13 protein-coding genes and 1 tRNA gene are annotated in these 13,576 nt (G+C 62.9%); 7 read left to right on the top strand and 7 right to left on the bottom strand.

Going from position 1 to position 13,576, the window contains the following annotated elements; translation table 11 throughout:
• On the bottom strand, positions 1-1,768 hold a 1,768-nt coding region (locus B3605_RS07025), incomplete at its 3' end, for a type I secretion system permease/ATPase (protein WP_296433411.1).
• A gap of 311 nt (positions 1,769-2,079) precedes the next feature.
• Here B3605_RS07025 and B3605_RS07020 point away from each other — a divergent pair.
• Positions 2,080-2,156, top strand: a tRNA-Arg gene (locus tag B3605_RS07020).
• A gap of 103 nt (positions 2,157-2,259) precedes the next feature.
• On the opposite strand, the gene B3605_RS07015 is transcribed toward B3605_RS07020, so the two are convergent.
• Entirely contained in the window at positions 2,260-3,423 is a 1,164-nt protein-coding gene (locus B3605_RS07015; RefSeq protein WP_112943794.1) for a M20 aminoacylase family protein, read from the bottom strand.
• A gap of 154 nt (positions 3,424-3,577) precedes the next feature.
• On the opposite strand from B3605_RS07015, the gene B3605_RS07010 reads away from it, so the two are divergent.
• Both B3605_RS07010 and B3605_RS07005 read left to right on the top strand, forming a co-directional pair.
• Positions 3,578-4,702 carry a D-alanyl-D-alanine carboxypeptidase family protein gene (locus B3605_RS07010; protein WP_112943793.1) on the top strand — a complete coding sequence of 375 codons (1,125 nt, stop codon included), beginning with the start codon at positions 3,578-3,580 and terminating at the stop codon, positions 4,700-4,702.
• A 45-nt stretch (positions 4,703-4,747) separates the two neighbouring features.
• On the top strand, positions 4,748-5,938 hold the full coding sequence (locus tag B3605_RS07005; RefSeq protein ID WP_112943792.1) for a CobW family GTP-binding protein: 1,191 nt from the start codon (positions 4,748-4,750) through the stop codon (positions 5,936-5,938).
• A 27-nt stretch (positions 5,939-5,965) separates the two neighbouring features.
• Here the strand turns inward: B3605_RS07005 and B3605_RS07000 are convergent, their stop codons facing one another.
• From B3605_RS07000 to B3605_RS06980, 5 genes are all read right to left on the bottom strand, one after another.
• Complete coding sequence (locus tag B3605_RS07000; RefSeq protein ID WP_018901569.1) at positions 5,966-6,190, bottom strand: sulfurtransferase TusA family protein; 225 nt, start codon at positions 6,188-6,190, stop codon at positions 5,966-5,968.
• A 7-nt stretch (positions 6,191-6,197) separates the two neighbouring features.
• Positions 6,198-7,445, bottom strand: coding sequence for a L,D-transpeptidase family protein (locus B3605_RS06995; protein WP_112943791.1), 1,248 nt, complete (start codon positions 7,443-7,445; stop codon positions 6,198-6,200).
• A gap of 206 nt (positions 7,446-7,651) precedes the next feature.
• On the bottom strand, positions 7,652-8,605 hold the full coding sequence (locus tag B3605_RS06990) for an acetyl-CoA carboxylase carboxyltransferase subunit alpha (protein WP_018901567.1): 954 nt from the start codon (positions 8,603-8,605) through the stop codon (positions 7,652-7,654).
• Between the two features lie 62 nt (positions 8,606-8,667).
• Complete coding sequence (xerD, locus tag B3605_RS06985) at positions 8,668-9,621, bottom strand: site-specific tyrosine recombinase XerD (protein ID WP_112943790.1); 954 nt, start codon at positions 9,619-9,621, stop codon at positions 8,668-8,670.
• A gap of 4 nt (positions 9,622-9,625) precedes the next feature.
• Complete coding sequence (locus B3605_RS06980; protein WP_018901565.1) at positions 9,626-9,802, bottom strand: hypothetical protein; 177 nt, start codon at positions 9,800-9,802, stop codon at positions 9,626-9,628.
• Between the two features lie 146 nt (positions 9,803-9,948).
• Here B3605_RS06980 and B3605_RS06975 point away from each other — a divergent pair, with 146 nt between their 5' ends.
• The 4 genes from B3605_RS06975 to B3605_RS06960 all read left to right on the top strand — a co-directional run bounded on the left by B3605_RS06975 (position 9,949) and on the right by B3605_RS06960 (position 13,521).
• The gene (locus B3605_RS06975; protein ID WP_018901564.1) at positions 9,949-10,536 is read left to right on the top strand and encodes a shikimate kinase; all 588 of its coding nucleotides are present in this window, start codon (positions 9,949-9,951) and stop codon (positions 10,534-10,536) included.
• On the top strand, positions 10,536-11,666 hold the full coding sequence (gene aroB / locus B3605_RS06970; protein ID WP_296433410.1) for a 3-dehydroquinate synthase: 1,131 nt from the start codon (positions 10,536-10,538) through the stop codon (positions 11,664-11,666). Before B3605_RS06975 ends, aroB begins: the two co-directional genes overlap by 1 nt.
• Positions 11,663-12,973: an HlyC/CorC family transporter gene (locus B3605_RS06965; RefSeq protein WP_018901562.1), complete on the top strand. Its 1,311-nt coding sequence runs from the start codon at positions 11,663-11,665 to the stop codon at positions 12,971-12,973. Before aroB ends, B3605_RS06965 begins: the two co-directional genes overlap by 4 nt.
• A 74-nt stretch (positions 12,974-13,047) precedes the next feature.
• On the top strand, positions 13,048-13,521 hold the full coding sequence (locus B3605_RS06960; RefSeq protein WP_112943788.1) for a DUF2938 domain-containing protein: 474 nt from the start codon (positions 13,048-13,050) through the stop codon (positions 13,519-13,521).
• Positions 13,522-13,576: the final 55 nt, after the last annotated feature.

The raw sequence follows: 13,576 nt of genomic DNA, 5'->3' as shown, positions 1-13,576 counted from the left end.
GCGCCGCCCTCCCCTCGCTCACCCGCCCGAAACGCACCGGCGACAATGCCGCCGACACGGCGGCCACCGGCCTGCCAAGCACTTCTTCCTTCGGCCCGAAGCCACGCACCTGGCCGTCCGCCAGCACCAGCACCTTGTCGATACCCGCAAGCGCGCTCGGCCGGTGCGCGATGACGATCGCCACGCCGCCGCGCTCACGCACGCCCGCGATCGCGCGGGTCAGCGCCGCATCGCCCTCGGCGTCGAGATTGGCATTCGGCTCGTCGAGTACGACCAGAAAGGGATCGCCGTAAAGCGCGCGCGCCAGTGCCAGCCGCTGCCGCTGGCCGGCGGAAAGCACAGCACCCTCCTCGCCAATCTCGGTATCGAAACCCTCGGGCATCCGCACGATCATCTCATAAATGCCGGCGGCCCTGGCGGCCGCGATCACCGCATCCGACGAGGCCGTCGGATCGAAGCGGGCGATGTTGTCGGCAATCGTTCCATCGAAGAGCCCGACCTCCTGCGGCAGGTAACCGATGTGCCGCCCGAGCGCCTCCGGCTCCCATTGCGACAGCGACGCATCGTCGAGCCGCACGGCCCCCATGCGCGCCGCCCATATCCCAACCAGCCCGCGCGCCAGCGACGACTTGCCTGATGCGCTCGGCCCGACGATCCCGATCGCCTCGCCCGCCTTGGCTTCGAACGAGATGCCGCGCAGCAGCGGGACGGCCGAACCGGGTGCTGACAGATGCAGGTTCTCCACCTTCAGCCCTTTGACCGGCGCAGGCAGCCGCACGTCCGGGTCGCTGACTTCATCCGCCTCGCTCAACCCAAGCAACCGCGCCCAGCTCTGACGCGCCGCCGCAAAACCCCGCCACTGGCCGATCGCCAGTTCCACGGGCGCCAACGCCCGGCTGATCAGGATGGAGCTCGCGATCATGATCCCGCCCGTCGCCTCCTGGCGAATGACGAGAACGGCCCCGACGGCCAGCACGCCCGACTGCAGCACAAGCCGCACGACGCGCGACAGTGTCGACAGCGACACGGTGATCCCGGTCGCCTTAAACTGCGTGTCGCGGTAGCGGAGATTGATCGCCGACCAGCGCTCCTCCAGCCGCCGCGCGAAACCCATCGACGCCACCGTCTCGGCATTGCGGCGCGTGGCTTCGGCAAGCGCCGTCCGCTCCAGCCCGATCCTGGCTGCAGCCTGCGTCGGCGCCCGGGTGCGGACTTCGGCAATGATGGTCAGGCCAACGAGAACAAGCGCCCCCGCCAGCGCGACCGACCCGATCCAGACATGAAACAGGAAGCAGAGGCCGAGATAGAACGGCATCCACGGAAGATCGAACAGCGCCGTCGGCCCCGGCCCGGAGAGAAAGCCGCGCACCATGTCGATATCGCGCATCGGCTGCAGCCCGTTTTCCTCGACGCTGCGCCGCGACGGCGCGGTGGCGAAGGAGCGGAAGACGATCGGCCCGAAACGCTCGTCGACCGACTGCCCCAGCCGCGCCAGCACCAGTGAGCGCAACAGTTCGAGCAGCCCCAGGAAGGCGAAGAGCGTCAGCGTGATGATGCCGAGCCCGACAAGCGTCGGGAGGCTGCGGGCGGGAATGACGCGGTCATAGACCTGCAGCATGAAGAACGAGCCTGTCAGTGCCAGGATGTTGATGAAGCAGCTCGTCATTCCGATCCCAATCAACGTGCCCCGCACGGACGAGACGGCGGAAATCAGGAACGGCGCGGATGTTTTCGCCTTGAATTGGGACAAATGGCCTCGCGATCGCATGAAACTGGGGCAGTGATGTCCCGAACATGGATCACAACAGTGACGAGAGCTTGCTCTTTCTATGGTTGTGCAAAACTAATAAATCTCACTGTTAACGCGAGTTTTGCATCGCAACATGACCCTGTGCCGCCATGACGCAATACCGTCCCCTGATGAGACAGCTGCCCAAAATTTGCGTTTGCCCGACATCGCTCGTGTCCACGACACCGAGCGGACCAGCACAGGATTGAACAGGTGGGTCATGGCGAAGAGGAGAATGTCGTCAAAAGCTTATTGATCGACAGGGACAGTCAAGCTATGCAGGGGACGTTGTCCACGTAGCTCAGCAGGATAGAGCACAGGATTCCTAATCCTGGGGTCGGAGGTTCGAATCCTCTCGTGGACACCATTTTCCTGCACATTCGATCGTCTGCCGCGGCCTTGGCCGGGCTCCATCGCGTCACGCGCGTGTGGGGAAGACCCGGGCAGCCCGGGTCTCCGATATCAGCCGATCATTCGCCCAAACGCTGTTCTGCGAGCCGCACCCAGTACGAAATGCCGTGGCTGATGACGTCGTCGTTGAAGTCGTAGGCCGGATTGTGCAGGCCGGCGGTGTCGCCATTGCCGATGAAGATGAAGGCGCCCGGGCGGGCGTTCAGCATGTAGGAGAAATCCTCGCCGCCCATCATCGGATCGATATCGACATCGACGTTGCCAACACCCGCGATATCCGTCGCCACCGCCGTCGCATGCTCCGTCTCACTCGCATGATTGGATGTGACGGGATAGTTGCGCTGAAAATGGATATCGGCCACCGCATCATGCGCTTCGGCCACGCCGGAAACGATCTGCCGGAAGCGCTTCTCCGCGAGATCGCGCACCGCCTCGTCGAGCGTGCGCACGGTGCCGGCGAACGTCGCCTCGTTGGGGATGACGTTATGCGCGAAGCCGGCGTTGAACTTGGTGACCGACACCACGACCGAGCGCAGCGGATCGACATTGCGGGATGCGATCATCTGCAGGTTGGTAATGATCTGCGTGCCGATCGCGATCGGGTCGATCGTGCGATTCGGCTGCGCCGCATGCCCGCCGCGCCCCTTGACCGTGACGGTGAACTCGTCGGTCGCGGCCATGATCGGCCCCTTGCGGATGGCGAAATGGCCGACGGGCAGGCCGGGCATGTTGTGCATGCCGTAGACTTCCTGGATGCCGAAGCGCTCCATCATGCCGTCCTTGACCATCAGATCGCCGCCGGCGCCACCTTCTTCCGCCGGCTGGAAGATCACCGCGACATTGCCGTTGAAATTGCGGGTCTCGGCCAGATACTTCGCGGCTCCGAGCAGCATCGCCGTGTGCCCGTCATGGCCGCAGGCGTGCATCTTGCCCGCTATCTTCGATGCCCATGGCTTGCCCGATATCTCGGTCAGCGGCAGCGCGTCCATGTCGGCGCGCAGGCCGATGGTGCGCGATCCCGCGCCATTGCCCTTGATAAGGCCGACCACGCCGGTGCGGCCGATGCCGGTGACGATCTCGTCGACGCCGAATTCCTTGAGCTTCTCGGCCACGAAGGCGGCCGTCTCTTCCACCGCATAGAGCAGGCCCGGCCGCTCGTGAATGTGCCGGCGCCACTCGGTCACTTCGTCCTGAAGTTCGGCGGCTCTGTTCAAAATCGGCATGCTTGCTTCCCTGCTGAAAATCGAAAACGGCGGCAATAACGGGATTGATACCACGGCTCGCAAATAAGTTAGACAATGACCTTTGCCATGTCATGGCCATATACGTTAAATAGGGGAAACTTTCGAGACATCAGGACATCTTTAAGGACAAACCGTGTCGACGCGCCAGAAACGCCTGCTTGCCGCCTTGCGGCCGATCACCATCGCCGCTTCCGCAGCCGCCATCGCTTTTTCCGCGACGTCCGCCGCCTATGCCAATCCGCACATCCTGGTCGATGTGCAGAGCGGCCGCGTGCTTGAGCATGAGGATGCCTTCCGCAAGTGGTATCCGGCCTCGCTCACAAAGCTGATGACCATCTACACCACCTTCGACGCGATCCGCTCCGGCCAGATCAGCGTCGATACGCCGATCGTCATGAGCAAGACCGCCGCCGCCCAGCCGCCGGCCAAGATGTATTTCAAGCCGGGCCAGAAGCTGACGCTCGACAGCGCGCTGAAGATCCTGATCGTCAAGTCCGCCAATGATATCGCGGTTGCCGTCGCCGAAGCAGTCGGCGGCACGCAGGACGCTTTCGTTCTCCGCATGAACGCCGAAGCCGCCAAGCTCGGCATGAACGACACCCACTTCGTCAATCCAAACGGCCTGCCCGGCAAGGGCCAGTACACGACGGCGCGCGATCTCGCGATCCTGTCGGTCGCGCTGCGCCGCGATTTCCCGCAATATGCGAGCTACTTCTCGCTGGAGGGGATCACGACAGGCAAGCAGAACATCCCTGCCATCAACATGCTGATCGGCCGCTTCGCCGGCGCCGATGGCATGAAGACCGGCTTCATCTGCGCATCAGGCTTCAACCAGATCAGCTCGGCGACGCGCAACGGCCGCACGCTGGTTTCCGTCGTGCTCGGCACCGATAGCCTCGCCGCCCGTGCGGACGCGTCGGCCGACATGCTGCAGCGCGGTTTCACCACGCAGCCGACAGGCACCGACACGCTGGGCTCGCTGAAGCCCTATGGCGAAACGCAGGAAGTCGCCGATCTCACGGCCGAGATCTGCAGCGCCAAGGGCGCCAAGATCCGCAGCGAAACGCGCGACGAGGTCGGCCGCATGAAGATCCATTCGCCCTATATCCAGGAAATGGATCACGAGCCGAACTTCGTCTATGCCGGCCTGATCCCCGGCCAGAACGACCCGCAGCCCGACAAGCTGGCGACGGCCGATGGCGTCGGCGATATCGCAAACGTGCCGATCCCGACACCGCGCCCCACCTCTGGCTTCTAAGGCTTACAGACCTCTAAGGCGTAAATATATCCAAGGCATACAAGCATGAGCGCAGTTGCGGATCGCATTCCGGTCACCATCCTCACCGGCTTTCTCGGCGCGGGCAAATCGACCCTTCTGAACCGCATCCTCAAGGATCCGGCCATGAAGGATGCGGCCGTGATCATCAACGAATTCGGCGATGTCGGCATCGATCATCTATTGGTCGAAAGCTCCGGCGACGCGATCATCGAGCTGTCGGATGGCTGCCTGTGCTGCACCGTGCGCGGTGAACTGGTCGATACGCTCGCCAACCTGATGGACGCCATCCAGACCGGCCGCGTCAAGCCAGTGAAGCGCGTCGTCGTCGAGACCACGGGCCTTGCCGATCCGGCGCCGGTCATGCAGGCGATCATGGGCAATCCTGTTATCGCCGAAAGCTTCTCGCTCGATGGCGTCGTCACCGTCGTCGATGCCGCCAACGGGCTGCAGACGCTCGACAACCACGTGGAAGCCGTCAAGCAGGCCGCCGTGGCCGATCGCCTGATCATCTCGAAGAAGACGCTGGCTACCCCGGCAGTCCTGGAGAAGCTTGAAGCCCGCCTGCGCGCGCTCAACCCGCGCGCCGCGCTGATGGATGTCGACGACGCCGCCACCGGCACCGCCGCGACCCTCGTCAACGGCATTTACGATCCCGCCACCAAGAGCGCCGATGTCGGCCGCTGGCTGCGTGACGAAGACGCCCACGATCACGGTCATGATCACCATGGGCACGATCACGGCCATCATCATCACGATCACCACGACCACGATCATGGGCATCACCATCATGATCATCATCACCACGACCATCAGCACGCGCACGACGTGAACCGTCACGACGCCTCGATCCGCTCCTTCTCGATCGTCGAGGAAAAGCCGATCGACCCGATGGCGCTCGACATGTTCGTCGATCTCCTGCGCTCGGCGCACGGCGAAAAGCTGTTGCGGATGAAGGCGATCGTCGCGATGTCGGATCGTCCCGACCGGCCACTGGTGCTGCATGGCGTGCAGAGCATCTTCCACCCGCCGATCCGGCTGCCGGCCTGGCCGGATCCTCAGGACCGGCGCACCCGCATGGTGCTGATCACCAAGGATCTGCCGGAAGCCTTCGTCAAGGACCTGTTCGACGCCTTCCTCGGCAAGCCGCGCATCGACACCGCCGACCGCACGGCCCTCAACGACAACCCGCTGGCCATCCCAGGAATGCGCTTTTAGCCATTCCGCTGGAATGCGTTTTTAGAGCTATCGCTTGCGGATCAGGAAACGGTGACCGCTCTCGGTCTTCTCGGTCTCGATCAACTCGTGACCATCCTCATGGCAGAAATGCGGAATATCGATCCCCGCCAGGGGATCGGTCGTCTCGACACGGATCGTCGCGCCTGATGGCAGCGACGACATCTTCTTGCGTGTCTTGATGACGGGCAGCGGGCATTTCAGCCCGCGCAGATCATAGGAAATGGCGCTCACGCCCTGATCAGTCCCGGCCCCAGAACTTCCAGAACGGCTTCTTGGAGGCGACCTCGACCGATTCAGGCTGCTCGACCGGTGCGAACGCCGTCGCGGTGGTCGGAGCGGATTCCATCGGGTTCGGCGTCGGCACCGGCACGGATGCCGGGTTGACGATCGCGGCATCGGCCGTCTTCACGCCAGCGGTGGCATCTGAAGGTGTCGAGCCGGTCACCGTATTGGCCGCAACCGTGGTCGCAGTCTTGGCGGCAGCCATCCCTTCGAGATCGGCGACCTTCATCATCTTGCCGGCTTCGAGCGACGTGCCGGTCGGCGCATAGGCGAGTTCGCGGCCCTTGCGCTGCTTGGCAACGACGGCCTTGCGCTCGGCTTCCGACGGATCGTACCACGCCATGCCGTCGAATTCCTTCGACGCCTTGGTGTAGGCCAGCTCATAGGTCTTGTCGTAGGAGGCGAGTGCCGCCGTCAACGCCGGCGGCGTCGACATCTCGGGGCACTTGCCGCCGGGATTGAACGCGCCCGAAGACTGCTGGTTGAAGACGTATTTCTTCTCGCAGAAATTCACTTCCGGCGGACGCTTGGTGACTTCGAAATTGTCGTAGCCGACCTTCAGCATCTTCCAGAAGTCGAAGTTCTCGTTCATCCGGTGCTTGAACATGTTCTCGGCCGTCATCCGGAACGGAAAGGCCTGCAGCTGCACGCCGGTCTGGCCGCCCTTGAAGGCGTCGCGCGCGAATGCGTAAATCTCGAGCACCTGCTCGTCCGTCATCGAATAGCAGCCCGACGACGAGCATGCGCCATGGATCATCAGATCCGTGCCGGTGCGGCCGTTGGCGGCGTCATAGCGGTTCGGAAAGCCGGTATTGATGGCGAGATAATATTTCGAGTTCGGGTTCAGGTTCGCCTTGGTCAGGTTGTAGAAACCTTCCGGCGCCTGCCGGTCACCCTGTTTCACCTTGGGACCGAGACGGCCCGACCAGGCGCAGATCTTGTAGCTGGCGATCTTGTCGTAACGGTTGTCCGTCTTCGCCTTCCAGATCTCGAGCTGGCCTTCTTCCTTGAAGATGCGGATCAGGATCGGCGAATTGCGATCCATGCTCTTCGCGGCCATTTCGTTGAGGATGCGCGGCGGAAGCGGCTGTTCGACCTTGTTCTTGACCTTGGAGAGGTCGATCTGCGTGGTTTCCAACGCGTCGTTGCAGCCGGCCAAGGCCAGCGCCATCAGGGAAACATAGGCAAAATGACGAAAGCGCATTCAATCTAGCCCAATTACGAGATGCGACCCAATCCGTTGAACGGGTTCGAAGTGAAGCGAATCATTGGCCCAATCTGGTTTATAAAACCTTAACGACCATGCCGCGCACCCACGACCCCCGCAAGCACAAAAGCTATTGATAACACTAATGTGGCCAAGGTTTGGCCGCAATCCGCGGCCTCCCCCAAGCCTGCTTCGCATCCTTGTTAGAGGTTGCGACCCATGTTCAGGAACTTCTGGCGACGATCGTTGCGGATCTGCTCGCCGGTGCGGCTCGCCATTTCGCCGAGCGCATTGGCAATCACATCGCCGGTCGACGCGATCACGCTATCAGGATCGCGATGCGCGCCGCCGAGCGGCTCACCGATGATGCCGTCGATGATCCCGAGCGCCTTCAGGTCGTCCGAGGTGATCTTCATGTTGGTGGCCGCTTCCTTGGCGCGCGCGGAATCGCGCCACAGGATGGAGGCCGCACCTTCAGGCGAGATCACGCTGTAGATCGCATGCTCGAGCATGTAGACCCGGTTGCCGGTGGCGATCGCGATAGCACCGCCCGAACCGCCTTCGCCGATGACGACGGAGATGATCGGAACCTTGAGGCCGAGGCACATTTCCGTCGAGCGGGCGATGGCTTCCGCCTGGCCGCGCTCTTCGGCGCCGACGCCGGGATAGGCGCCTGCCGTATCGACCAGCGTGATGACGGGCAGACCGAAGCGGTCGGCCATCTCGAGCACGCGGATCGCCTTGCGGTAGCCCTCGGGGCGCGCGCTGCCGAAATTGTGCTTCAGGCGGCTCTTCGTGTCGTTGCCCTTTTCCTGGCCGATGACGGCAACAGGCTGGCCGCGGAAGCGCGCGAGACCCGCCTGGATCGCGGCGTCCTCGGAAAACTTGCGGTCGCCGGCGAGCGGCGTGAATTCCTGGAACAGCGTCTTGGCATAATCGACGAAGTGCGGCCGCTGCGGATGACGCGCGACCTGGGTCTTCTGCCAGGCGTTGAGCTTCGAATAGATTTCGACCGTCGCTTCGCGAACACGAACTTCGAGCCTGCCGATTTCATCGGATGTGTCGATGCTCTCGTCTTCCGAGGCAATCTTCTTCAATTCGATGATCTTGCCTTCGAGGTCGGAGATCGGCTTTTCGAAGTCGAGATAATTGTGCATGAGGTGCGTTTCCGTTCCTTGTGCCCGGGGCATTTGTCTTTTGGCTGCCCTTGTCGCCGGTCCTAATCCTGCTTTTTCGCCTGTTTGGCAAGGGGGTGATGCGTTTGGACCAGTTGCTGGAGCCTTTCTTCCAGCACATGCGTGTAGATTTGCGTGGTGGAAATGTCCGAATGGCCAAGCAGTTCCTGCACCACGCGCAGATCGGCGCCGTTGGCCAGCAGATGGCTGGCAAAGGCGTGCCGCATCACGTGCGGCGAGATCATCGATGGTGTCAGCCCCGCCCGGATCGCCAGGTTCTTGAGGTCGCGGGCAAAGACTTGCCGGGCGAGATACCCCTCTTTCGAAGCCGCCGGAAACAACCACGGGCTTTCCTGTGGATTTTCGGCTTTCGCCGCCTCTTCAGCCAGCATCCGGCCATAAAGCTTCAGCGCTGCGATCGCCGATTGCGACAGCGGCACCAGCCGCTCCTTGTTGCCCTTGCCGCGAATAATCAGGAAGCGCCCTTCCTGATCGAGCACGCGGGCGGGAAGCGACACCAGCTCGCTGACGCGCATGCCGGTGGCGTAAAGCAGCTCCAGGAGCGCCAGCATGCGCAACCGCTGCAATTGCCCCGGCGCCTCGTCCTGCGCCTCCTCCTCGGCCTTTTCCAGCAGTCGTCCGACTTCGTCGACGCCCATCGTCTTCGGCAGCGCCCGCCCCTTCTTCGGCGCGTCGAGAATGCCGGTCGGATCGTCGGTGCGCAGTCCCTCGGCGTAAAGGAACTTGTAGAACTGCCGCATCGCCGCCAGCCGCCTCGCCTGCGACGAGGGCTTGAAGCCCTGCGCGGCAAGCGAAGCCAGATAGGCCGAGAGATCGGCGGAGGCGGCCTCGGTCAGCCGCACGCTTCTGCCGTTCAGGAAGGAATGCAGGTCGTCGAGATCGCGCTCGTAGGAGGAAAGCGTATTGGCCGCGGCACCCCGCTCGGCACTCATCATTTCGAGAAAGGACTCGACCTGAACGCGGCTGAGATCCCTCATCGCGTCACTTCTTCGCCGGGCTGATCGCGCCGGTGGCGGGCGGGTTGATCCGCTCGGATGGAATGCGGATCGTCACGTCGCGCTCCTTCGGCTCGACGAAAGTCACGAGCGCCCACATCGTTCCGTATATCGCTCCGGCGATGACCGCCAATATGGCGAGAAATCGAAACAGGCTCGGCATTCAACAACTCCATGGCTTTGCTTCTTTATGAAGAAGCGCGTTTGCAAGTGCAAGAAGCAGCTTTTGAACCATGATTCCCTTACCTCTGACTTGACGCTACACCTGCATTTGTTGATACCGTTCGCAAACAAAGTGTGAATGGACCAATGAACGACCCAGTTCTGATCGTTGCCGATAGCCTGAGGGACAGAGCTCGTGCTGCGCTCGGTTCGCGCAATCTGATCCTCGTTGGTCTGATGGGCGCCGGCAAGTCGTCGGTGGGCCGCATCGTCGCCACCCAGCTGGGCATCCCTTTCATCGATAGCGATGCGGAAATCGAGCGCGTGTCGCGCATGTCGATCAGCGAGCTTTTCGCAGCCTATGGCGAGGACGAGTTCCGCGCGCTCGAGGGACGGGTGATGAAGCGGCTGCTGAAGGGCGGGCCGCGTCTCGTCTCCACCGGCGGCGGCGCCTTCATCAACGACCGCACCCGCAAGCATATCAAGCGAGGCGGCCTGTCGGTCTGGCTGAAGGCCGATCTCGACGTGCTCTGGGAGCGCGTCAACAAGCGCGACACCCGCCCGCTGCTGAAGACCGAAAATCCCAAGCAGACGCTCGAAAACCTGATGAACGCAAGATACCCGATCTACGAGCAGGCAGACCTCACCGTCTTGTCGCGCGATGTGCGCAAGGAAGTGATGGCCGACGAAGTGCTGAAAGCCGTGATCGACAGCAGAACCGAAAGTGCAGCCTGATGAATGCGATTGCCGCCTCTGCCGAATGCAAGGTTCACGTGCCGCTGGGCGACCGCGCCTACGACATCCTGATCGGCCCCGGCCTGATCGCACGTGCCGGCGCCGAGATCGCCGCCCGCCTCAAGGGCCGCAAGGCCGCCATCATCACCGACGAGAACGTCGCGCCGCTTTATCTGAGCGCCCTCGTCGAGAGCCTGACGGCCTCTGGCATCGCTTCGTCTTCGCTGGTCTTGCCGGCCGGCGAAAAGACCAAGAGCTTCGAGCACCTGATCACCGCCTGCGACAAGGTTCTGGAAGCCCGCGTCGAGCGTAACGATTGCGTGATCGCGCTCGGCGGCGGCGTCATCGGCGACCTCTCCGGCTTCGTGGCCGGCATTGTCAGACGTGGCGTGCGCTTCGTGCAGATCCCGACATCGCTGCTGTCGCAGGTCGACAGTTCCGTCGGCGGCAAGACCGGCATCAACAGCCGCCACGGCAAGAACCTGATCGGCGTCTTCCACCAGCCCGACCTCGTGCTCGCCGATAGCGATGTGCTGAACACGCTCTCCGAGCGCGAATTCCGCGCCGGTTACGCCGAAGTCGCCAAATACGGCCTGATCGACAAGCCCGATTTCTTCGGTTGGCTGGAGAAAAACTGGCAGTCCGTCTTCTCCGGCGGCGCCGCCCGCATCGAGGCGATTGCAGCAAGCTGCCAGGCGAAATCGGACGTGGTCGTCGCCGACGAGCATGAAAACGGCCAGCGCGCCCTGCTCAATCTCGGCCACACCTTCGGCCACGCGCTGGAAGCCGCGACCGCTTACGACAGCAGCCGGCTCGTCCATGGCGAAGGCGTCGCGATCGGCATGGTGCTCGCCCACGAATTCTCGGCCCGCATGAACCTTGCAAGCCCTGATGACGCAAAGCGCGTCGAGCATCACCTGAAAGAAGTCGGCCTCCCGACCCGCATGTCGCAGATTCCAGGCACGCTGCCGCCGGCCGAAGTGCTGATGGACGCGATCGCCCAGGACAAGAAGGTCAAGGGCGGCAAGCTCACCTTCATCCTCACTCGCGGCATCGGCCAGTCCTTCGTCGCAAACGACGTGCCGGCATCCGAAGTATTGAGCTTCCTCAAGGAAAAACACCCGCAATGACCCTCGAAGGCACGCTGGCATTTCTTTCCGCATATTGGCCGGAAATCGTTTCCATCGTGGCCCTCGTCCTCATGTCCGCCTTCTTCTCCGGCTCCGAGACGGCGCTGACCGCCGTATCGCGCAGCCGCATCCATACGCTTGAGGCCAACGGCGAAGAACGCGCCGGCATCGTGCGCGAACTGATCGAGCGCCGCGACCGGCTGATCGGCGCGCTCCTGATCGGCAACAATCTCGCCAACATCCTCTCGTCCTCGATCGCCACCAGCGTCTTTCTCGGCCTGTTCGGCAACTCCGGCGTGGCGCTCGCGACACTTGCGATGACGGTCATTCTCGTCATCTTCGCCGAAGTGCTGCCGAAGAGCTGGGCGATCTCGATCCCCGAACGTTTCGCGCTCGCCGTCGCCAAGGCCGTCAAGGCCTTCGTCTTCATCGTCGGCCCGGTCTCCTCCTTCGTCAACCTCATCGTCCGCTGGATCCTCGCCCGCTTCGGCATCAACCTGTCGCGCGAAGTCTCCATGCTGTCGGCGCACGAGGAGCTGCGCGGCGCCGTCGATCTTTTGCATCGCGAGGGATCGGTGGTGAAGGCCGACCGCGACCGCCTCGGCGGCGTGCTCGATCTCGGCGAACTCGAGCTCTCCGACATCATGGTCCACCGCATGGCCATGCGCTGCATCAATGCCGACGATCCGCCGGAGGTTGTCGTGCGCACCATTCTCGACAGCCCCTTCACCCGCATGCCGCTCTGGCGCGGCACGACCGACAACATCATCGGCGTCGTGCATTCCAAGGACCTGCTCAGAGCGCTCGCCGAGCGCAACGCCGAGCCCGAACAGCTCGACATCATCAAGATCGCCCAGAAGCCCTGGTTCGTGCCTGACAGCACCAACCTCGAGGCACAGCTCAACGCCTTCCTGCGTCGCAAGCAGCATTTCGCCGTCGTGGTTGACGAATATGGCGAGGTGCAGGGCATCGTCACGCTCGAAGACATCTTGGAGGAGATCGTCGGCGATATCTCCGACGAGCACGACATCGAGATGCAGGGCGTGCGCCAGGAGGCGGATGGCTCGGTGGTGGTCGATGGCAACGTGCCGATCCGTGACCTCAACCGCGCGCTCGACTGGCAGCTGCCCGACGAGGAAGCGACGACGATCGCCGGTCTCGTCATCCACGAATCCATGACCATTCCCGAAGAGCGCCAGGCCTTCACCTTCTACGGCAAGCGCTTCATCGTCATGAAACGCGACAAGAACCGCATCACCAGACTGCGTATCCGCCCGGCGGAGGAGAACGAAAACAACCCCGCCTGATCTCCCGTCATCCCCTTGTCACCCATTGCGCGCTGCGGGAGGAGCCCGGCGAGCAGCATCATTATGGATTTGATATGTTTGATCTTCTCTGGCGTTCGATCGCCATCGGCATCGGCGCCACCATTCTCATGGACATCTGGTCGATCGCGCTTGCCAAGGGCGCAATACCGAACTGGGGACCGCCCGGCCGCTGGCTCTGGCACCTCTTCGCCAAGGGCACGGTCTTCCACGACGATATCGGCAAGGCCGAGCCCTATAAGCATGAAGTCGCGCTCGGCTGGGTCTTCCACTACGCCGTCGGCATCATCTACGGCATCATGCTGGTGATCCTGACCGGCCCTTACTGGCTCGTCGCGCCGACCTTCCTGCCCGCCCTGATCTGGGGCATCGTCACCATCGCCGGCGGCTGGTTCCTGCTGCAGCCGGGCCTCGGCATCGGCTGGGCGGCGTCCAAGACGCCGAACGCCAACAAGGTCCGCTTCCTCGGCCTCGTCGCCCACACCGTCTTCGGCTTCGGCCTCTACGCGACGGCTCTTCTGATTCGTTAGAAGCGGCCCGCCATCCTTGCGAAATCGCCGCACCGCGCCCATATGACGCGGTGTC

It is taken from the genome of Rhizobium sp. UBA1881, assembly GCF_002338015.1.
Taxonomy (GTDB): domain Bacteria; phylum Pseudomonadota; class Alphaproteobacteria; order Rhizobiales; family Rhizobiaceae; genus Rhizobium.
Note: the sequence above shows the minus strand (reverse complement) of the source record. Positions and strands in the feature narration are given on the sequence as shown.